Consider the following 20,142-nt stretch of genomic DNA (forward strand, 5'->3'; position numbering starts at 1 on the left):
TTTTGTGAATTTTTTATGAATTTTTATTTTTCGTTTAAAAAAAATATCTATGTTTGTGTAATCGATTACAACTTTTTTTTAATCTTCGAAATCGATTAAGTATTAATCTTCTTCTTACAGTATTTTAAACGCTGGGCAAAGAATTAAAACTTTTAAAAAGTGTTAAATAAAAATTAATAACTAGAGCATATATATGATTAAAAAATTACTACAAAAAACCACTTAAACCAACTCAAAAATTCAATTAATAACTTAAACAATCAACCATGAACTTTAAAGAATTATTAAACAAAAGAGCAAATTTCTGCTCTGTACTTGTTTTCTTACTGTGCTTATTGATGACTAACCAAATTCATGCGCAGACCACAACTATAGAGGGAACCGTGAAAGATGCAGCTGGACTTTCTCTGCCTGGCGTAAATGTCTTGGAGAAAGGAACTAAAAACGGAACCTCTACTGATTTTGATGGTCATTATAAAATTAAACTGACCAATCCAAAAGCAGTATTAAGTTTTTCTTTCATAGGATTTAAAACTGTTGAAATCCCTGCTTCTGGAAAAACAAAGGTAGACGCTACTTTAGCTGAAGATTCGAACAGCTTAAATGAAGTTGTTGTAATCGGATACGGAACATCTAAGAAATCTGATTTAACTGGTGCAGTATCTACCATTTCAGGTACTGATTTGAAAAAGGTTCCAGTAGCAAATGTTGCTGAAGCTTTAACAGGTAGAATTGCTGGTGTACAGGTAACTTCATCAGAAGGTTCTCCAGATGCTGATATTAAAATTAGAGTTCGTGGAGGAGGTTCTCTTACTCAGGATGCTTCACCTCTTATTATTGTTGACGGATTTCCGATTAACAGTATGAATGATATTTCTTCATCTGATATCGAAACTATGACCGTTTTAAAAGATGCAGCTTCAACTGCAATATACGGATCACGTGGTGCAAATGGGGTAATTCTTATTACTACTAAAAGCGGAAAAGACGGAAAAATGGCGGTAAGTTTCAATATGTTTTATGGTATGAAAAAAATCGCAAATCAAATCGATGTTTTATCGCCAGAAGATTATACGAAATGGCAGTACGAATATGCTTTGCTTTCACAGACAGGAACAAAAGTAGCTTCTGATCCAGCTTCATATACAAGATATTTTGGAAATTGGCAGGATCACGATATGTACAATGGTTTAAAGGGAGATGATTGGCAGAAACAAATTTTCGGACGTACAGGTGAAGTTCAGAGCCGTGATTTAGGAATTAGAGGTGGAAGTGATAAGCTTAGTTATAACTTTAACTATGCTCATTATGATGAAAAAGCAATTATGATTGGTTCAGATTATAAAAGAAATAACCTTTCATTGGCTTTAAAAAGTAAAATAAGTGACAAGGTTGATGTTGGTTTTACAATGCGTTATTCTGATACACAGATTAATGGTGGAGGGGTAAACGAGCAAAATGAGAAATCTTCTGCAGATTCGCGTATGCGTACAATTGTGGGTTATGCACCGCTTCCGGTATCAGGTTTGACTTCAGAAGATATTGCAGGAGACGGTTCGGATCAATTGATAAATCCTTTTAAATCTGTTTCTGATAACGATCGTCAGCAGTTTCGTAAGAACTTTAATATGTTAGGAAGTTTTGGATGGGAGATTGTAGACAATTTAAAACTAAAAGTAGATTTAGGTCTGGATAATTTTAATACACAAGACTATCGTTTTTACGGTCTAACTACTTATTATGTTGCTAATGCTCCAGCAAGTGCATTACAAAATATGCCGGCAATGATTATGGCAGATACTAAAGACAGACGCTTTAGAAATGCTAACACGTTGAATTATGATTTCAAAAAAATAATGGGCGAAGATCATCATTTGACTGCTCTTGTTGGACAGGAAAGTATTGACTACAATTCAAATACTGTAACAACAACGATTCACGGATACCCTACTTTTTTTGATTTTAACAAAGCAAAAACATTAACAACACAAGGAACGCCGCAATTAGTAGATAATTATTACAGCCCTGATGATAGATTATTATCATTTTTCGGACGTGCTAATTATGACTACAAAAACCGTTATATCCTATCAGCAACATTCCGTGCAGATGGTTCAAGTAAATTCTTAGAACAAAATCGTTGGGGTTATTTCCCTGCATTTGCAGCTGGATGGAAAATCTCTGAAGAAAGTTTCTTAAAAGGCCAGTCTTGGTTAGATCTTTTAAAAGTTAGAGCTAGTTATGGTGAAGCAGGAAACAATAATATCCCGGTTGGACAGCAAGTTCAAATTTTTCAATCTACTGGAACAACATGGATTAATGGAGTTACAAGTGTTTGGGCACCTTCTAAAACAATGCCTAATCCTGATTTGAAATGGGAGACTACGGTAACTCAGAATTTTGGTTTGGATTTTGGTTTTTTCAAAAATCGTTTAAGCGGTAACTTTGATATCTACAAAAATATTACAAGTGATTTGTTGATTAATTTCCCAGTTCCTGGATCTGGATATGATTTTCAATATCGTAACATGGGAGAAACACAAAACACAGGTTTCGAAGCAACTTTAAATGTTGTGGCTATTGAAAAAGAAAAATACGGATTGAATTTTTCATTCAATATGTCGGTAAATAAAAACCGTATTAACTCATTAGGGGTTATGAACAATTTTGGAGCTGCTACTGGTTGGGCTTCTTCACAAATTGGAGATGATTATTTAATTGAAGTTGGTTCTTCTTTAGGAACAATGTATGGTTACAAAAATGACGGAAGATATGAAGTTGCAGACTTTGATTATGTTGGAGGTAAATATGTTTTAAAAAGCGGAGTAACTCCTACGGCTACAACTTTAGTTGGAGACGGAAGTTCTCTTAAACCAGGGGACATGAAATTGAAAGATGTTAATGGAGACGGTGTTGTAGATTTAAAAGACAAAACAATTATTGGAAATGTTAATCCTAAAAGTTCAGGAGGTTTTGTTATCAACGGAAATGCTTATGGATTTGATTTAATGGCAGCTTTTAACTGGAGTATTGGTAATGATGTTTATAACGCTGACAAAATTGAATTTTCGACAGCAACAGCTTCAGGAAAATACAAAAACTTAAATTCTACTATGGCTGATGGAGAAAGATGGACAAATCTTGATCCTGCTACAGGTCAATTAGTAACAGATCCTGCTGCATTAACAGCGCTAAATGCGAATACAACTATGTGGTCTCCTTACATGAGAAGCGCAATATTTACTGATTGGGCAGTTGAAGACGCATCATTTTTAAGATTAAATACTTTAACATTAGGGTACACTGCACCTCAGATGTTTACATCTAAACTAGGAGTTTCTAAATTGAGATTCTATCTAACGGCAACCAACGTTTTTGTTTGGACTAATTACTCAGGTTCTGATCCAGAGGTTTCAACAAGAAGAAAAAACCCGCTTACACCAGGGGTTGATTCAAGTCCTTATCCAAGAAGCAGACAAATGGTTTTTGGGATGAATCTTAATTTCTAATTTTAAATTATCACAAAATGAAACATAAAATAATAATAGCGGGATTGATTATTTCGGGTTTATTTAGTTCTTGCCAGCAATTTGAAGATGACTATTTAGATACAAAAGCAGAATCAACTTTAGATGCTGCTTTGATTTTCTCTACAGCTGGACTTGCAAAAGGAGCTGTTGATGGAATAAAAGTGCCATTTGCTGAAACAAACTCATATAGAGGAAGATTTTTACCATATTATGGATTAAATACAGATGTAGAATGGTATAACACTTCACAAACGGCAGGAGATAAAGCAGATTTGTGTGTTTATGATGCAAAGCCAAGTAATACTGAGATGAATACGACAAATAATGCCTATTCGATGATGTTTTCTGGTATTGAGCGTGCTAATATTTGTATAAAAGGCATACGTCAATACGGAAATCCTCTGCCGGGAACAGAAATGGGGCAGTTGTTAGGAGAAGCTTTAACATTGAGAGCAATTTACTATGCCGATTTACTTAAATCATGGGGTGATGTTCCAGCTCGTTTTGAACCTATTACTTCTGAAACTTTATATTTACCTAAGTCAAGTAGAGATGTTATTTACAAACAATTAATTGCAGATTTAGGAGAAGCATCAACCTTGGTAGCATGGCCTAATGAGACGGCATATACAAATACTGTAGAACATGTAAATAAAGCTTTTGTAAAAGGTTTTAGAGCACGTTTGGCTTTGGCAGCAAGTGGTTATCAGCAATATCCTGACGGAGTAAGAAGAAGTAATGATCCGGAACTTTCGGTTGCGGCAATGTACACATTGGCATTAAGAGAATCTCGTGAAGTAATTCAAAGTGGTTCTGCTCGTTTAGAATCTACTTTTGAAGGATTATGGAGAAAGTATAATGAAGAAAACACTACAGCTGGTGGAGAATCTCTTTGGGAGCTTCCTTTTGCTGATGGTCGTGGTAGAATGTTGTTTACGTTTGCCGTAAAACATACAGCTGCTCAAGATCAATTTCAAGCAAATGGCGCTAACCGTGGAGGAGTAGCTGGTCCGCTACCATTTGTTTTTTACGATTATGACCAAGTGGATACTCGTAGAGATGTTACTTGTGTACCTTATAAATACGGTGCAACAACAAATAATATTGCTAAACAAGAACTGGGTACACTAGATACATGGTATTTTGGTAAATATCGTTACGAATGGATGAAGCGTTATGTGACTTCTACTAATGACGACGGAGTTAATAAAATGTACATGCGTTATGCTGAGGTGCTTTTGATTGCCGCTGAAACGGCAAACGAATTAGAAGGTCCTGCAGCTGCAGCGACTTATTTGAAAGAAGTTCGCAGAAGATCATTTCCTGCAGCGGTTCAAGCTGTAAAAGTAGATGCTTATGTAGATGCTTTAACTAGTAAAGAAGCGATGTTTACTGCTCTTGTTAATGAAAACAAATATGAGTTTACTGGTGAAATGGAACGTAAACAAAATTTAATTCGTTGGAATTTGTTAAAAATAAAATTAGACGAGGCCAAACTAAAAATGGCCAACTTATCAGCACGTTCAGGTGAATATGCTGATGTGCCAACAGCCTTATATTATAAGTTTAAAGCAGATAATGTATCGATTGATATTTACGGATTAAATAGAGGTGAATCTACAAATCCTGGAGCAGCATATACACAAGTTGCTTGGACATGGACTGGAACAACCGCAGATACTAAGATAAACTCATTGTATAAGGCAGGAGTTAATCCAGATAACAGACAATTCTGGCCAATCTGGCAAGTGTTTATTGATGGAAGTAACGGACAATTAAAGAACGATTACGGTTATTAAAATCTTTCAAAAAATTAATAATAAATTATTATGATGAAAACAAAATATATATTTAGAGGATTAATAACCGTATTATTACTTGCAATTGCAATTTCTAGCTGCGAAAGTTATAACGAAGGATTATTAGACGGTATAGGTAATACAAGAGAGTTTTCTCCAATTGGGCTTAAAGCTACAATTAGAAATCAAACTACGGTTGAATTAAATTGGACAGCTAAAACAGATGAAAATGCAGATCATTATGTTGTAGAATTTAGTGCTGATGACCCTGAATTCAAGACTATTTACAAAACAGTAAATGTTACAGCAGCGCAATTGCCTGTGCAAGTTGCATTAGAAGGAGAAACGACTTATTCAATTAGAGTGAAAGCGGTAAATGCTGCAGGTTTAGAGGATTCTAAATGGTCAGTGGTAACGGCAACAACTTTATCAGAGCAATTATTTTTAGCTTCTGTTGATGGTGATATTGAAGCAAAACAAGTAACCTTAAGATGGCCTGCAAATAGTAATGTAACACAAATTGTTGTAAATCCTGGTGCGATAACTCACACTATTACACCAGCAGAAAAAGCTAGCGGAATAGCTATTGTAACTGGACTTACTGGAGAAACATCTTATACCGCAGAATTGCTTAACGGTACTAAGAAAAGAGGATCTAAAGCTTTTACTACCGCAATAGATATTGGTACTGGTATATTAGTAAAAAACACTGATGATTTAATGCAGAAAATTGTAGATGCGGCATCTGGAGCTGTTCTTGTATTAGAGCCGGGAGATTATACGGCCGATAATCAAGTGGGAGCGATCACGTTGAACAAGACACTTACAATAAGAGGTTTAAGAAGTTATAATACACCAAAACTTCATGTTAACTTTGTGCTAACTTCTGGGCCAGCGGCTAATCTAACTTTAATTGATTTAGATTTAAAAGGAGATAAAGGTGCGGCTGCAGCGGCTGTTTCACTTATAAAATACAATGATAACACAGTTAATTATGGAGCGCTTTTAATAAGCGGTTGCAATATACATGATTATGGTGTTTCATTAATCAGTGCAAATTTATCTGCAGCTAGAATTACTTCTGCAATAATAGATAATAGTATTGTTACAAATGTACTAACATCAGGCGGTGATTTTATAGATCTTAGAGGTTCTCACTTAGGACAATTAACGCTTAAAAACAGTACATTTAATAATTGTTCTACAGCAAGAGCATTTATTCGTATGGATGCTGGTCTTACAGGTTTAACAACTAATATATTAATTGACGCATGTACGATTTCTAATCCAAATATGGTAGGAAATGCAACATTTTCATTCTTATATACGCGTTTTGTGACCAATGTAATAACAATTAAAAATTCATTGTTTGCTAATACACCTGCGCCTTACACAAGAGAAACGGTAACTGCAAATCCAACGTTTTCAAATAATAATTATTTCAATTCGCCAAATTTAAATGGTAATCCTATTCCACTTGCTAATAATAGACCAGATACAACTGGATCTGCCTTAAACCCACAGTTTACAAATGCAGCAGCGGGCGATTTTACAGTTGGTAATCAAACTTTAAAAGATAATAAGATAGGAGATCCACGTTGGATTAAATAAAAAAAGATAATTAGTTAGTAATTAAAAAGCGGGGTACAATAATTTGTATCCCGCTTTTTGTTTTTTACTGTTTAGAATTTTTTCAAAGAAAATCCTTCGTTAAAATCATTCAATAGAAAAATCAAATTTTTGCAATAAACCTGCAAGTGCCGTATGCGAAACTTTGGTTCCTTTGATTTTATTTTCGGAAGGATCAAAAGCATAATTTTTAGAAGTTCTAAAATCTGTTTTTTCTAGAATGCAATCCACGAAAGTGGCATTAGAAAGATCACAATTTTTAAAAATAGCCAAAGATAAATCGGTATTGGAGAAATCGACTTCTTTTAAAGAACAGTCTGTAAAAACAGTCTTCTTCAGTTTTTTATAAATAAAAGTCGAATAATCTAAAATACAATCCTGAAAATTCATCGAAAACAAAAAGCTGTTACTCGCACTGAAATCTAATCCCATTAATTTACATCCGATAAATTTGATGTTTTTCAAACCAGTGTTTCTTAAAATTGCCAGTGACAAATTGCAGTTTTTAAAAGTACAATCTAAAAAATCAATTGAAGTAAAATCGCTTTTAGAGAAGTTACAGTTGATGAATTCACAATTTACAAATTCATTATCAGATAATCTTTGTTCAGAATAATCGATAGTGTCAAAAGTTTTGTTTTGATGAAGAGCAGTTTCCATTATGAAAATAAGTTGAGGTTTTTATTCTAATTCGACACAATCAAATAGGTCATTTTGCAGTAGTGATTCAGGAATTTCGAATTCGCTGTCAATTCGCAAAATATTATCACAATCTTCGAGATCAAAATTCCAAGCTACATTGGGCAATAATTTATCCAATAAAGTTTTTGCTGAATCAAATTTGGCGGGAGAATCAACAGAGGTTTTAAAAACATAAATCATAAGTTACTTTTTTAGAGGGAACAAATTTCTAAAAAAGAGCCACTTATTTTATAGGATTTCATAATCAATAATTAGGACTTATCAATCAATTTGCGGTATTGTAAAGGGGTTATTCCTTCGTGTTTTTTGAAGAAGCGGGAAAAGTAAGAATGATCCTCGTGTCCTACCTGAGAAGCAATTTCGCCTACAGAAAGTGTGGTTTGAAAAAGTAAATATTTGGCTTCTAATAATATGTTCTCATCAATCCACTTTACGGCAGATTTTCCTGTCACGGTTTTTACACATTTATTCAAATGATTGGGTGTGACATTCAGCATGGAAGCGTAATAATTCACTTGATGCTGACTCTTAATGTGATCATGAATAAGTTCTTTAAATTTGCCAGTAATCACTTCGGCTGCCGAAATTCCATTTGGAGTCTTTACGGCATTTTTATTCATTTCATAAAACAAAGTTATGAGATAAGACTGCACGATATTCAAATCGGTAAAAGCAGTTTCAGAATATTCCTTTTTTAACCGTTCTAAGATGTTGGTAATAGTGTTAACATCTTCTGGTGCCAGGCCGATTTTAGGATTTCCAGAAATTTTCAAAAAATCAAATTCATTGAGCATTTCACGGCTTCCGTATTTTCGAATTAAAATATCGGGATGAAACTGGCAGATATAACCTTTATGAATATTGTTGACATTATCCAGCGAAAAAATCTGACCCGCGGGAACCATAATCATTTCGTTATCCCTTGTAGTGTATTCTTGATAGCCCAATTTCATTGTATGCTGACCAGAAGAAATAAAAATCAAAGTATGACAAGAGTGTTTCGAAGGCGGAACGGGATGTTGCATCTGCATAATTTCTTCAATCTCAAGACAGAAAAAATGATCTGAATTGGATTTAAAAAGCAAATGAATAGGATTGTCTTCTCCTAAAAATTTCTCACGAAAACCTGTTGGACTATAGGTTTTTATTTTTTCTGCCGACTTGTTTTTCATTCCTAATAATACAACCTAAAATCAAGTAGTTTACACAAATTGTAATGTTTGGTATATAAATCTTCAACCACTTCAATTAGATTGTCATTCTCCTGATATAAGCTGAAAAAGGCTTTATCAATTGTACTGCAGCTGGCAATTTTATTATAAGTCGAACCATAACCAGAAATTGCTCTGGCACCTGTAATATCTAGAAAATATTGTGCCTCTTCTTCTGTTAAATCTAAAACTTTAAGATTAGCAAAATGAATAATCTTACCTTTCATTTTTCCCTCAAAAAGTTCGGCTATTTCTTCAATACTATAAAAATAATCATGAAGGCAGATATTATTCTGCTGGCCTGGCATTGCTAGATAAATGATTTCATAATCTTTAAAATTATGATCTTCATAAAGAAGTATATTTAGACTTTCTTCAAGACCTTCGATAGTATCGCAGGTTTTATGAATGCTCGAAATACCTTGATCAATTGCCAATTCTTCAAGACATTTTACCACATGAGTCGGAGTATGATCGTCTATGTCTTTGACGCCTTCAAGACAGAAAATAAATTTTTCATTATCCATGCATTTTTGTTTTCTGGTTTTTAAAGTTCAGATTTCTGTGTTCAACAAAAGTATTTTTTCTAAAACAAAATCTAGTACAGAAATATGAATTTAACTTTTGTTTTAGGCTTTAATTTTAAGTTGCGCCGTTCTGTTTTTATTTACTTACAAATGAAGCTGTAAAGTGTTAATCAAAAATTGATACAATTTAGAACAGTGATTCTCAGCCGTCTCAAAACATGAATCTTTAATTTTGTAATTACTGAAAAACACTTCCAAAAACAAAAAAAAAGTCAAAATGGTACACGAAAGAGTAATGGAAAAGCTGGCGATTTTAGCTGATGCGGCAAAATATGATGTTTCTTGTTCATCAAGTAACAGCAATCGTAAAAATAAAGATCAAGGTTTGGGCAACGCATCTGCACACGGAATTTGTCATGCGTATACAGAAGACGGACGTTGTGTTTCACTGCTCAAAATTCTGCTTACCAATCACTGTATTTTTGACTGCGCTTATTGTGTCAGCAGAAAAAGCAACGATGTAAAACGTGCCGCTTTTACTGTGCAGGAAGTTGTAGATTTAACGATTGGTTTTTACCGAAGAAATTATATCGAAGGTCTATTTCTGAGTTCGGGCATTTTTGACAATCCAGATTTTACAATGGAACGTTTGGTTCGAATTGCGAAAAAATTACGTTTAGAAGAAAATTTTAATGGTTATATCCATCTAAAAGCGATTCCAGGGGCAAGTGACGAATTATTACAACAGGCCGGAATGTACGCAGATCGTTTGAGTGTGAATGTCGAAATGCCGACCGAGCAAAGTCTTAAACTGCTTGCTCCAGATAAAAATCATAAAGATGTGATTAAACCGATGGTATATCTTAAAAATGGAATTTCGGAATATAAAGAAGAAAAGAAAAAGAATTATAAAACGCCGCTTTTTGCACCCGCGGGTCAGAGCACACAAATGGTAATTGGTGCCACAAAAGAAAATGATATGGAAATTCTAGGAATGGCCAATTATTTTTACGAACAAATGAATATGCGCCGCGTATATTATTCTGGATATGTGCCGATTAGTTATGACGATAGACTTCCGGCAATTGGAACTCCGGTTCCGATGATTCGCGAAAATCGTTTGTATCAGGCAGATTGGCTGGTTCGTTTTTATGGATTTAATGTAAATGAAATAGTCGGTTTTGATCATCCGAATTTGGATTTGGATATTGATCCGAAATTAGGCTGGGCGTTGCGAAATCTGCATCAATTTCCTGTTGATATTAATACAGCAGAATTAGAGCTAATTCAGCGTATTCCTGGAATTGGTTTTTTAAGTGCTAAGAAAATTGTAGCAGCAAGAAAATTTAAAAGGCTTCAGGCTTATGATTTAAAAAAGCTCGGAATAGCCTACAGTCGTGCAAAATACTTTTTAGCGTTTGCTTCGCCTTTTTCGCTGCAGAAAGATTTGAGTTCAATCCAAATTAAAAATCATATTCTAAATTTTCAAAAAAGTAAATACCAAAATAATTTCTCCAATCAGCTGGCTTTGTTTTAATTAAAATGATACAAATAATTTACGATTCGACTTTTGAAGGCTGGCTGACGGCTGTATTTGAAATTTATGATTATAAATTTTCAGATGTCGTCTTTGCAAAAGAAAATGTTCCGAATGCTTTACTTTTTTCAAATTCTCATACTGTTTCCACAGATATTGTAAAGGCGCAACGGGTTTTAGAAGGATTAAAGAAAAGACTTTCCACTTCAGGTTTAGAAATGGTTTATCATGCTTTTTTATCTGAAATAAATAAGATTGATGAAGTTTTGTTTCAATTTGTAAAATATGTCTTTTCGAGTTTAGAAAATATTGAAGGTGATTTGAGTAATAATGAAGTTCTGGCGGTTAGAAAAGCAGCACATTTGACACACAGAGAAAGCCATCGAATGAAAGCTTTTGTTCGATTTCAATTAACAAAAGATCAGTTGTATTATGCCATCATAGAGCCAGATTGTGATGTGCTCCCGATTATAAAAGATCATTTTAGGAAAAGATACGCCGATCAGCGCTGGCTTATTTATGATGTCAAACACAAATACGGTGTTTATTATGATCTTAAAAGTGTATCGACAGTGCAGCTTGAATTTGATTCTAAAACTAATTCTTCTAAATTCTTAGCCGAAATATGTGATGAACAAGAAGCCTTTTTTCAGGATCTCTGGCGCAATTATTTTAAAAGTGTCAATATTGAATCCAGAAAAAATATGAAATTACATATTCAACACATGCCAAAACGATATTGGAAGAATTTGGTTGAAAAAATTCCAGTGATCAAAAACTAAAATCTTTTTGATAAACCTACATAGTATCCATGTATTTTTGTCGAAACAAATTTTAAGATTAATGATAAAAATTAATTCAGAAGCATCATTTGCAATCGAAGATATATTGTTCACTTTTGCGCTGGAATCTGAAGCGGCAGCAGTTTTTACAGATTGTAATACTATCATAACAGGAATTGGTAAAGTCAATGCCGCGTATGAACTTTCGAAAGCCATTCATAAAAATAAACCTTCTTTAATTATAAATCTCGGTTCAGCGGGAAGCACTTGTTTCAAAAAAGGCGATGTGGTTTGTTGCACTAAATTTGTACAAAGAGACATGGATGTTCGAGGTTTGGGTTATGCGCAATACGAAACACCATTGTCTGGACTTCCGCCAATTATCGAATATGGTTTACTTATGGATGGATTGCAGGTAGGTATCTGTGGTACGGGAGATAATTTTGAAATGGGACATTGCGCACCTGCCTATACTGTTGTAGATATGGAAGCATACGCTTTGGCAATGATTGCAATGAAAGAGAATATTCCGTTTTTATGTCTCAAATATATTTCTGACGGAGCAGATGATAATGCAGCTGAAGACTGGCTGGTTCAAGTGCATAAAGCAGCAATTGCGTACGGGAAAATTTTAGAATTAAATAAAGAAAGTATTTTAGACTAAAATAATCCAACTATTATGAAGCAGCGTTTCTATATTCTGCTTCTAATTTGTCTAAAAACTCAAACAGTTTTTGATTCATTTCGCTAAAATCAAAACTTCGAATTTTATCCGGATGCTGTACAAATTGATGTTTGGTGTTGGTCAATAAAAAATCCTCATCAGCAGCAATTAGTAATTCTACCACTTCTGAATTTAATTCCATATGACATTGAAAACCGTATACTAAATTAGAATAAGAAATAATCTGCCTCGGACAGCCTTTGCTCGAGGCAAGAATTTTGCTCTCGGTAGTTAATCCGGGCATATCGTTATGCCAATGACCAACTTCTAACTCTGATCCGAAATGATTTACTTTAGGATCATTTAGACCGTCTTGTGTTAATTGAATAGGAAATACACCAATTTCTTTTTCAGGACTATGTTCAAATGATCCGCCAAAAGCTTCACCAATAAGCTGCGCACCAAGACAGACACCCACAACCGCTTTATTGTTTTTGATGGCATTTTGTATCAAACCGATTTCTGCTTTGGCGTCAAAATGAGAACATTCTTCTATAGTAGTGTCAGGGCTCTGTGGCCCGCCCATAATCAACAGCAAATCGATATTCGAAGCCGTTTCTGGTAAAGATTGATTGAGGTAAACTTTTGAAAATGTAACGTTGTGGTTTCTGGAAACAGCCCATTCCAAATATGCTCCGGGCGCTTCAAAATCTTCATGCTGCACAATATGGATATTCATTTTCTTTCGTTTAAAATTTATTCAGACAAAAATAAAAACAACAAACGTTATGTTAGCGGTACAGTTTATTAAATTAAAAGTAGTCCAGCAAACTCGATTAGAAAATTTTAGAATCCTTCCTTAATTAAAAGATGATAATACATTCATTGCTTTTTCGGCATCTTTTTCATCAATGAAAATATGATCATGAAAATAAGCCGCAACGACATTGCAGCTTATGTTTTCATTGCCCAAAGCAGTAGAAAATGCAGCAGTCATTCCAACAGCTTCTAGAGAAGAATGCACTTTAAAAGTGATCCAAGCGGCAACATAAGAATATTCTAGGTTAAGTTGGTCAGCATCTTCTTTTTTAAGAACAACCGTAATTCCTTCGGTTTCTTTAAATAAGAATGAAATTTTAGAGAAAGGAATATTGTCAATATCGTTTACGCAGCAATACACATAACGGCCTTCATTTAAAATGGGATTTAGGTTTTTTAAGATTGTATTGAGATTTTTTTCTCCAGACATTTTAATGGGTTTTAAATGATAAAATTCAATTATTTCTCCAATTACAAATTATCAGCATCAGAAATCTGATCCAATATATTTGTCTGGTTAGGAGCAATATAGTTTTTGTTTTCGAGTGCGACTTCCTTCTTAAAAAGCAGATCTAGAGCATTGTATAGTTTTAATAAAACATCTCTATCTTCTTTTTTAATTTCTGAAGCCGTATTAAAATTAAAAACATAATTATTCGAATTTCGTACTTCGACTTTTATTGTTTTTATGTGATTTTAAATTTGACTATATCCATATGTCGCTAATTACTGCTGCAAAATACTATTTTAATTGATAGTTATTGTGGTGTTGGAAGGAGATTTTTGCTAAAATCCAACACTTTTAATTATGAATTTTATTTGCTCATTTTTTAATCATTAAGATAATTTAAATTATCAAAAGAGCTCATGCAGCTTCAAATTCTAAAAATAGTAAAATGTAATATTTTTATACTATTGAAATAGGGTTAAAAACAAAAAAAGCGAGTTAATTTTTAATTAACTCGCTTTTGCTTTTATGATGTTTTACAAATCTATTCCAAATTATCGGCCGCAGAAATTTGATCCAATATATTGGTCTGATTAGGAGAAATGTAGTTTTTATTTTCGATAGTAGCTTCTTTCTTAAAAAGAAGATCCAATGCATTGTACAGTTTTAATAAAACATCTCGGTCTGCTTTATCAATCTCCAAAGCAGTATTAAAATTAAAAACATAATTATTCGAATTGCGTACTTCTACTTTTATCGTTTTTGATGTGATTTTAAATTTAACTATGTCCATAATGTTCGTTAAGAGTCGTAAATCTAATAAAATTTCTATTAGTTCAGCATTAAAATTTCCGGCATTATAAAATCAAAAAGTAGTTTAAAGACGTCGCAGTTGTCTGTAAAAGTCAGATTATTTTTAAATAAAAAACCCTTAAACATTTCTGTCTAAGGGTTTTGCCGTTTGTAGCGAGGACGGGAGTTGAACCCGTGACCTCAGGGTTATGAATCCTGCGCTCTAACCAACTGAGCTACCTCGCCAAGACTGCTATCATGAATTCCTGATTGCGGGTGCAAAGATAGAAATAATATTAAAGCTCGCAAGCATAATTTGAAGAAAAAAAAATATTTTTAATTATGCATTGTTTTTGGACATATATTCTTATATTTCCAAAAAAATTAAAAGTAGCACATGGATTCAAAAATACGTTACGAAATCGAGTTTCCCATAAATTCTTCGCCGCAATTATTATATCAATATATATCGACTCCGTCAGGTTTATCAGAATGGTTTGCTGACAATGTTAATTCGAGAGGTGAGTTTTTTACATTCATCTGGAATGACTCGCAGGAAAAAGCACGTTTAGCTTCTAAAAAAACAGGAGAAAAAGTAAAATTCAAATGGGTTGATGACAGCAGTAAAGACACCGAGTATTTTTTTGAACTTCATATTTTAGTAGACGAATTGACAAAAGACGTATCTCTTATGGTAGTAGATTTTGCTGATAAAGAAGAAATAGGAGAGGCTAAACAATTGTGGGAGAATCAAATCTCAGATCTAAAACATCTTATAGGATCTGTTTAGTATAAGTCTATTTTATACCTTATATTTGCCCTGAACAAAATTCAGGGTTTTTTTATGATTAATTTTAACGGAAACATAGTAGAGCAAGATAATATATTAACTCAAAATCGTGCTTTTTTATATGGCGATGGAGTCTTTGAAACGGTAAAAATAATCAACGGAAAAATCTTGTTTCTTGAAGATCATTATTTTAGGCTAATGGCTTCTATGCGTGTTGTGCGCATGCAGATTCCTATGAATTTTACAATGGAATTTTTGGAAGAAGAAATTCTTAAACTGGTAAATGAGCAGGGAATTTCATCATCAGCAAGAGCGCGAATTACCGTTTATAGAAATAATGGCGGTTTATATCTTCCTCAAACTAATGAAATATCCTATTTGATAAATACGACCGTGCTCGAACGCAGGTTATACGCTTTAAATCTGAATGAATATGAGGTTGATTTGTACAAAGACTTCTATGTAACCAAACAATTATTATCGTCTATTAAAACGACTAATAAGATGATTAATATTACGGGAAGTATTTTTGCGCACGAAAATGGTCTTGCCAATTGTATTTTACTGAATGACTCCAAAAATGTAATTGAAGGATTGCAAGGGAATATTTTTATGGTTGTAGGTAATAAACTTATTACGCCTCCAGTTTCTGAAGGATGCCTTAACGGAGTTATGCGTAAGCAAATCCTAGCTTTGGCTAAAAAACTTGAAGGCATAGAAGTATCCGAAGAAATAATTTCGCCCTTTGAACTTCAAAAAGCGGACGAATTATTTCTCACAAATGTAATCATGGGAATACAACCGATAACTAAATATCGAAAAAAAGAGTTTAAAACTAATCTGGCTCATTTGCTGCTGCAGAAACTAAATGAATCCATTTCTGAAAATTAATTCAGATATGGATTTTCAGGTGCGTTAGACCAAATAAGATAATCACCACCAAGCTCAATAATCTGTTCTTTCCAGAAATGAGTGGTTGATTTTCCGATAATTTTGTTTTTGTAATTATTATCAGCAATTATCCAAGAGTTGCCCTGCATTTCATTTTCAAGCTGATTTTCGTCCCAGCCAGTATAACCTAAGAAAAAACGAATGTTATTTTTGCTGATAGATCCGTCGTTTATTAAATCTTTGGTAGACTCGAAATCACCGCCCCAATAAATTCCATTAGAAATCTCGACACTATTCGGGATCAATTCTGGAATATTGTGAATGAAATATAGGTTGTCTTGTTCGACAGGGCCTCCGTTATATATCTTAAAGTTCGCATCAATCTCTGGTATTAAATCATTAATAGTATATTTTAAAGGCTTATTAATGATAAAACCAATTGATCCTTCCTTGTTATGGTCTGCTAATAAAATTACCGATCTGTTAAAAGATAAATCTCCAATTATTGAAGGCTCGGCAATAAGCAGGTGTCCTTTTTTTAATTTTTCTGAAATCATACGGCTACAATTTTTATTAAATTTAATCATAAAAAAATTAAAATCACAAAAAAAATCGTTAAACCGCACAAAAAAACCCTCCACAAGGAGGGTTTTAATTATATTATTAGTTTAGAGAACTTTCTTACTTAGTTCACTGCACCTTCTAATTCAGCTCCAGCTTTAAATTTCACAACGTTTTTAGCTGCAATTTTAATAGTTTTTCCTGTTTGTGGGTTTCTTCCGTCTCTAGCTGCTCTAGATGATACTGACCATGATCCAAAACCTACTAAAGAAACTCTTCCTCCTTTTTTCAAAGTAGCTCCTACGTTCCCTAAAAATGACTCTAAAGCTAATTTTGCCGCAGCTTTTGTAATTCCTGCATCAGCAGCGATAGCATCGATTAATTCTGATTTGTTCATAATAATTAGTTATTAATTGTTGGTTAAAAAAAATTGTTAATACACAAATTTAGTAGGAAATCCGTTGCGTGCAAGCGTTTTGGCTAATTTTAGCAAAAATTGTTAATAACTTGCTTTTTTTGTTCATAACAGCTGTTGTTCATCGATAAAAAACAAGTACAAACCCCTGTTTTACTGATGTTAATGAACTTTTGCAACTTCAGAAAAACTAACTCCATTTAATAATTCAGAAGCAAGCATTCTCTTTTTCCCAGGAAATTGTAGACTTAATAACTGAATATATCCGTCTTTTATTGCAATCTTAATTTCTTTTTTATTACTAAATAATTTTCCCACTTCGTTCGAATGACAATCCGAAATATATTTAGCCTCGTAAATTTTGATATTCAGTTCTTCGTCTTGGTCTTTTAGGTAACACCATGAAGCGGGATAAGGACTCAAACCGCGAATTAGATTATTGATTTCTGCTCCAGATTTTGTCCAGTCAATTTTACAGTTTTCTTTGTTTAGTTTGTATGCCGTTTTAATATCGGCATTGTCTTCTTGAATTGTTGTAACAACATTTCCATTCTCGATTACTTTCAAAGTATCAATAACAGTTGTACTTCCTAAATGCATTAATCGATCATGAAGTTGTCCCGCAGTTTCTTCTGGTTCAATTGCGATTTCAGAATTCAAAATCATTGCGCCAGTATCAATTTTGTCATCAATAAAGAAAGTAGTAACTCCGGTTTTGGTTTCTCCATTAATTATAGCCCAGTTAATAGGAGCGGCACCTCTATATTGAGGAAGTAAAGAAGCGTGAAGATTAAAAGTTCCTAAAGAAGGCATTTCCCAAACTAGTTTTGGTAACATTCTAAAGGCAACCACGATTTGTAAATTGGCATTTAAAGCTTTTAATTCTGCTAAAAAATCTTCATCTTTTAAATTGGTTGGCTGTAATAAGTTTAAGTTGTTTGCTAAAGCATATTCTTTTACAGCCGAATATTTTATTTTTTGCCCGCGTCCAGCTGGTTTGTCTGCAGCTGTGATTACGCCGACAACATCATAGTTGTTTTTAATAATGGTATCCAAAATGCCGACAGCAAATTCTGGCGTTCCCATAAAAATAATTCTCAATTTCTCCATTATGATTTTAAAGTGTATTTATTATTTGCTTGTATGATAATATGATTGTTTTCGAGTAATTCCTGAAGCACTGAAATTATATCTTTTGTATCCATTTTAATTTGGTTCTCAATTTCTCTCGAAGTCAAAGAAGCCGTTTTTAGCAAAGATAAAATCTTATCTGCAATCGAATCGGACTCAGTGATTTTTCCTTTCTGCGTAATGCAGTACGAACAAATACCACAGTTTTCTCTTGTCTCTTCTCCAAAATAATCTAAAACCAATCTGTTTTTGCAGGTTTTGTTTTCCTTTATATAATGTAAAACAGATAAAAGCTGTTCTTTTTTAACCTGATTTTGTTTTTCTAAATATTTTGAAACCCTATTTATGGTAAGATCGTCTTCGCGGACTTCATTAAATAATATAGTAGCGTCGTTATTTTTAGATTTATATTCTATAATGTCTTTTTCTTTGAGTTTTTCGAGAAGTGCTGTAACCTGTTCTTCAGTATGATTGGATTTCTTTGCGATTAATCCCAAATTTAAATTCGATTTAACTTCATAAACCCCAGGATAAGTTCTTAAAATCGCCAGCAGAATTTCCTCGTCATTTGGATTCAAACTTATGTATCGGATAACTTCTTTTGATTCGATAATAAACTGAATGGTGATTTTTTCTGAGAATTCCTGAGACATTGTAATAATTCCCTGTTGATTTAAAAACTGCAGAGCATTGTAGGTTTTTAAAGTCGGAAATTCGTATTTATTGCAAAAATGATTCAATTTGAATGAAAAAGTTTCATCCAGACCTTCTCCGTAAGCAATCTGAAAATAATTGCACAGTTTGATGTACATTGTTTTTAGGAATTTCTTGTCTGGAAGAATATTTAAAAACTGCTGTTCTGTCTGAATCGCGTCTGAATTATTATAAAGCAAAACCGAAAAAGCTTTCGCGCCATTTCGTCCCGCTCTTCCAGATTCCTGATAATAATTTTCTAAATTTTCTGGAAGTTGTGTATGAATAACCGTTTTTACATTGTCTTTGTCAATTCCCATTCCGAACGCATTTGTGGCAACAATAACCTGCGTTTGCTCCGACATCCACAATTGCATGTTTTTGTCTTTTTCTTTCGTCGAAAGGCCTCCATGATAATATGTAGCCGTAAAGCCTAAAGATTGTAATTGAGAAGAAATGTTCAAACACGATTTCCTATTTCGCACGTATATAATAGAAGGCTGTGGATTTTTTTTCAAAATCTGTTCCACGCGATACAATTTGTCTTCTACTTCAAAAACCATATAAGCAATATTTTTTCGCTCAAATGATTGTTGAAAATGATTCGGATTTTTTAGTTCTAGTTGTGTTCTGATGTCTTCAATAACTCTTGGAGTCGCCGTCGCGGTCAAAGCCAGAAAAGGAATTTTTGGGAAATATTTTTTTAATTCTGAAATTTTAAGATAAGCAGGTCTAAAATCGTGTCCCCATTGTGAAACACAATGCGCTTCGTCAACAGCAATTAAATTTATAGGAAGATTTTTGATGCGCTCCAGAATCCAATCTGATTGTAAACGTTCTGGCGAAAGATATAAGAATTTGTAATTTCCGTATTGACAATTATCAAGAAGATCAATAATTTCTTCGGTATGAATGCCACCCGTAAGAGCAATCGCTTTGATTTCTCTTTTTTGAAGATTCATCACCTGATCTTTCATCAAGGCAATAAGAGGAGAAATTACTAAGCAGATTCCGTCCTGCATCATAGCAGGAACCTGAAAACAAATCGATTTTCCGCCTCCCGTCGGAAGTACCGCAAAAGTATCCTGACCTTCGAGAACAGAATCGATAATTTCTTTTTGCAACGGTCTAAAACTGTCGTGTTTCCAGTATTTTAGAAGAATATCCTGCGGTCCTAGCATCGCTTTAGTTTTAAAGTTAAAAATTTAGAAATCAGTTTCT

The 20,142-nt window shown here is 33.6% G+C and carries 19 protein-coding genes and 1 tRNA gene; 8 read left to right on the forward strand and 12 right to left on the reverse strand.

Going from position 1 to position 20,142, the window contains the following annotated elements:
• Window positions 1–266: 266 nt before the first annotated feature.
• Genes ACFSC2_RS03445 through ACFSC2_RS03455 form a run of 3 tightly spaced genes read left to right on the forward strand, consistent with a single transcriptional unit; the run spans window position 267 to window position 6,940 of the window.
• Window positions 267–3,509 (forward strand): SusC/RagA family TonB-linked outer membrane protein, encoded by a 3,243-nt coding sequence (locus tag ACFSC2_RS03445; RefSeq protein WP_379816221.1) that lies wholly within the window; start codon window positions 267–269, stop codon window positions 3,507–3,509.
• A 17-nt stretch (window positions 3,510–3,526) separates the two neighbouring features.
• Complete coding sequence (locus ACFSC2_RS03450) at window positions 3,527–5,329, forward strand: RagB/SusD family nutrient uptake outer membrane protein (RefSeq protein ID WP_379816222.1); 1,803 nt, start codon at window positions 3,527–3,529, stop codon at window positions 5,327–5,329.
• 30 nt (window positions 5,330–5,359) lie between these two features.
• Window positions 5,360–6,940 (forward strand): DUF4957 domain-containing protein, encoded by a 1,581-nt coding sequence (locus ACFSC2_RS03455; RefSeq protein ID WP_379816223.1) that lies wholly within the window; start codon window positions 5,360–5,362, stop codon window positions 6,938–6,940.
• Between the two features lie 105 nt (window positions 6,941–7,045).
• On the opposite strand, the gene ACFSC2_RS03460 is transcribed toward ACFSC2_RS03455, so the two are convergent.
• From ACFSC2_RS03460 to ACFSC2_RS03475, 4 genes are all read right to left on the reverse strand, one after another.
• A complete protein-coding gene (locus tag ACFSC2_RS03460) occupies window positions 7,046–7,618 on the reverse strand; it encodes a pentapeptide repeat-containing protein (RefSeq protein ID WP_379816224.1) in 573 nt (190 codons plus the stop codon).
• 21 nt (window positions 7,619–7,639) lie between these two features.
• Window positions 7,640–7,840, reverse strand: a complete 201-nt coding sequence (locus ACFSC2_RS03465) for a hypothetical protein (RefSeq protein ID WP_379816225.1) — start codon at window positions 7,838–7,840, stop codon at window positions 7,640–7,642.
• 71 nt (window positions 7,841–7,911) lie between these two features.
• Window positions 7,912–8,832, reverse strand: coding sequence for a helix-turn-helix domain-containing protein (locus ACFSC2_RS03470; RefSeq protein ID WP_379816226.1), 921 nt, complete (start codon window positions 8,830–8,832; stop codon window positions 7,912–7,914).
• A gap of 2 nt (window positions 8,833–8,834) precedes the next feature.
• Window positions 8,835–9,398 (reverse strand): DUF6642 family protein, encoded by a 564-nt coding sequence (locus tag ACFSC2_RS03475; RefSeq protein ID WP_379816227.1) that lies wholly within the window; start codon window positions 9,396–9,398, stop codon window positions 8,835–8,837.
• A gap of 277 nt (window positions 9,399–9,675) precedes the next feature.
• Here ACFSC2_RS03475 and ACFSC2_RS03480 point away from each other — a divergent pair, with 277 nt between their 5' ends.
• The 3 genes from ACFSC2_RS03480 to ACFSC2_RS03490 all read left to right on the forward strand — a co-directional run bounded on the left by ACFSC2_RS03480 (window position 9,676) and on the right by ACFSC2_RS03490 (window position 12,381).
• Window positions 9,676–10,935, forward strand: a complete 1,260-nt coding sequence (locus tag ACFSC2_RS03480; RefSeq protein WP_379816228.1) for a putative DNA modification/repair radical SAM protein — start codon at window positions 9,676–9,678, stop codon at window positions 10,933–10,935.
• Window positions 10,936–10,940: 5 nt separating this feature from the next.
• On the forward strand, window positions 10,941–11,717 hold the full coding sequence (locus tag ACFSC2_RS03485) for a TIGR03915 family putative DNA repair protein (protein WP_379816229.1): 777 nt from the start codon (window positions 10,941–10,943) through the stop codon (window positions 11,715–11,717).
• A gap of 61 nt (window positions 11,718–11,778) precedes the next feature.
• Window positions 11,779–12,381 (forward strand): 5'-methylthioadenosine/S-adenosylhomocysteine nucleosidase family protein, encoded by a 603-nt coding sequence (locus ACFSC2_RS03490; protein ID WP_379816230.1) that lies wholly within the window; start codon window positions 11,779–11,781, stop codon window positions 12,379–12,381.
• 13 nt (window positions 12,382–12,394) lie between these two features.
• Here the strand turns inward: ACFSC2_RS03490 and ACFSC2_RS03495 are convergent, their stop codons facing one another.
• The 4 genes from ACFSC2_RS03495 to ACFSC2_RS03510 all read right to left on the reverse strand — a co-directional run bounded on the left by ACFSC2_RS03495 (window position 12,395) and on the right by ACFSC2_RS03510 (window position 14,686).
• Complete coding sequence (locus ACFSC2_RS03495) at window positions 12,395–13,120, reverse strand: type 1 glutamine amidotransferase (RefSeq protein ID WP_379816231.1); 726 nt, start codon at window positions 13,118–13,120, stop codon at window positions 12,395–12,397.
• A 120-nt stretch (window positions 13,121–13,240) separates the two neighbouring features.
• Window positions 13,241–13,630 (reverse strand): ACT domain-containing protein, encoded by a 390-nt coding sequence (locus tag ACFSC2_RS03500; protein ID WP_379816232.1) that lies wholly within the window; start codon window positions 13,628–13,630, stop codon window positions 13,241–13,243.
• Between the two features lie 562 nt (window positions 13,631–14,192).
• Entirely contained in the window at window positions 14,193–14,441 is a 249-nt protein-coding gene (locus ACFSC2_RS03505) for a hypothetical protein (protein WP_379816233.1), read from the reverse strand.
• A 171-nt stretch (window positions 14,442–14,612) separates the two neighbouring features.
• A tRNA-Met gene (locus ACFSC2_RS03510) sits at window positions 14,613–14,686 on the reverse strand.
• Window positions 14,687–14,837: 151 nt separating this feature from the next.
• On the opposite strand from ACFSC2_RS03510, the gene ACFSC2_RS03515 reads away from it, so the two are divergent.
• Window positions 14,838–15,230 carry an START-like domain-containing protein gene (locus ACFSC2_RS03515; RefSeq protein WP_095952184.1) on the forward strand — a complete coding sequence of 131 codons (393 nt, stop codon included), beginning with the start codon at window positions 14,838–14,840 and terminating at the stop codon, window positions 15,228–15,230.
• A 54-nt stretch (window positions 15,231–15,284) separates the two neighbouring features.
• Window positions 15,285–16,121 (forward strand): aminotransferase class IV, encoded by an 837-nt coding sequence (locus tag ACFSC2_RS03520; protein ID WP_379816234.1) that lies wholly within the window; start codon window positions 15,285–15,287, stop codon window positions 16,119–16,121.
• On the opposite strand, the gene ACFSC2_RS03525 is transcribed toward ACFSC2_RS03520, so the two are convergent.
• The 4 genes from ACFSC2_RS03525 to ACFSC2_RS03540 form a co-directional block, all read right to left on the reverse strand.
• A complete protein-coding gene (locus ACFSC2_RS03525) occupies window positions 16,118–16,678 on the reverse strand; it encodes a YqgE/AlgH family protein (RefSeq protein ID WP_026727618.1) in 561 nt (186 codons plus the stop codon). The two genes, ACFSC2_RS03520 and ACFSC2_RS03525, sit on opposite strands and share 4 nt — an antisense overlap.
• 128 nt (window positions 16,679–16,806) lie before the next feature.
• Complete coding sequence (locus ACFSC2_RS03530) at window positions 16,807–17,079, reverse strand: HU family DNA-binding protein (protein WP_194141116.1); 273 nt, start codon at window positions 17,077–17,079, stop codon at window positions 16,807–16,809.
• Between the two features lie 180 nt (window positions 17,080–17,259).
• Window positions 17,260–18,207, reverse strand: coding sequence for a methionyl-tRNA formyltransferase (gene fmt, locus ACFSC2_RS03535; RefSeq protein WP_379816235.1), 948 nt, complete (start codon window positions 18,205–18,207; stop codon window positions 17,260–17,262).
• Window positions 18,207–20,102, reverse strand: coding sequence for a RecQ family ATP-dependent DNA helicase (locus ACFSC2_RS03540; protein ID WP_379816236.1), 1,896 nt, complete (start codon window positions 20,100–20,102; stop codon window positions 18,207–18,209). Before ACFSC2_RS03540 ends, fmt begins: the two co-directional genes overlap by 1 nt.
• Window positions 20,103–20,142: the final 40 nt, after the last annotated feature.

The sequence above is a fragment of the Flavobacterium artemisiae genome (genome assembly GCF_042678225.1).
Lineage (GTDB): Bacteria > Bacteroidota > Bacteroidia > Flavobacteriales > Flavobacteriaceae > Flavobacterium > Flavobacterium artemisiae.

Coding starts and splice junctions, on each gene's coding strand:
- ACFSC2_RS03475 (WP_379816227.1), bottom strand. CDS start 9,398: ATGGATAATGAAAAATTTATTTTCTGTCTTGAAGGCGTCAAAGACATA.
- ACFSC2_RS03470 (WP_379816226.1), bottom strand. CDS start 8,832: ATGAAAAACAAGTCGGCAGAAAAAATAAAAACCTATAGTCCAACAGGT.
- ACFSC2_RS03500 (WP_379816232.1), bottom strand. CDS start 13,630: ATGTCTGGAGAAAAAAATCTCAATACAATCTTAAAAAACCTAAATCCC.
- ACFSC2_RS03530 (WP_194141116.1), bottom strand. CDS start 17,079: ATGAACAAATCAGAATTAATCGATGCTATCGCTGCTGATGCAGGAATT.
- ACFSC2_RS03480 (WP_379816228.1), top strand. CDS start 9,676: ATGGTACACGAAAGAGTAATGGAAAAGCTGGCGATTTTAGCTGATGCG.
- fmt (WP_379816235.1), bottom strand. CDS start 18,207: ATGGAGAAATTGAGAATTATTTTTATGGGAACGCCAGAATTTGCTGTC.
- ACFSC2_RS03525 (WP_026727618.1), bottom strand. CDS start 16,678: ATGATTTCAGAAAAATTAAAAAAAGGACACCTGCTTATTGCCGAGCCT.
- ACFSC2_RS03455 (WP_379816223.1), top strand. CDS start 5,360: ATGATGAAAACAAAATATATATTTAGAGGATTAATAACCGTATTATTA.
- ACFSC2_RS03540 (WP_379816236.1), bottom strand. CDS start 20,102: ATGCTAGGACCGCAGGATATTCTTCTAAAATACTGGAAACACGACAGT.
- ACFSC2_RS03485 (WP_379816229.1), top strand. CDS start 10,941: ATGATACAAATAATTTACGATTCGACTTTTGAAGGCTGGCTGACGGCT.
- ACFSC2_RS03445 (WP_379816221.1), top strand. CDS start 267: ATGAACTTTAAAGAATTATTAAACAAAAGAGCAAATTTCTGCTCTGTA.
- ACFSC2_RS03490 (WP_379816230.1), top strand. CDS start 11,779: ATGATAAAAATTAATTCAGAAGCATCATTTGCAATCGAAGATATATTG.
- ACFSC2_RS03465 (WP_379816225.1), bottom strand. CDS start 7,840: ATGATTTATGTTTTTAAAACCTCTGTTGATTCTCCCGCCAAATTTGAT.
- ACFSC2_RS03520 (WP_379816234.1), top strand. CDS start 15,285: ATGATTAATTTTAACGGAAACATAGTAGAGCAAGATAATATATTAACT.
- ACFSC2_RS03460 (WP_379816224.1), bottom strand. CDS start 7,618: ATGGAAACTGCTCTTCATCAAAACAAAACTTTTGACACTATCGATTAT.
- ACFSC2_RS03450 (WP_379816222.1), top strand. CDS start 3,527: ATGAAACATAAAATAATAATAGCGGGATTGATTATTTCGGGTTTATTT.
- ACFSC2_RS03515 (WP_095952184.1), top strand. CDS start 14,838: ATGGATTCAAAAATACGTTACGAAATCGAGTTTCCCATAAATTCTTCG.
- ACFSC2_RS03505 (WP_379816233.1), bottom strand. CDS start 14,441: ATGGACATAGTTAAATTTAAAATCACATCAAAAACGATAAAAGTAGAA.
- ACFSC2_RS03495 (WP_379816231.1), bottom strand. CDS start 13,120: ATGAATATCCATATTGTGCAGCATGAAGATTTTGAAGCGCCCGGAGCA.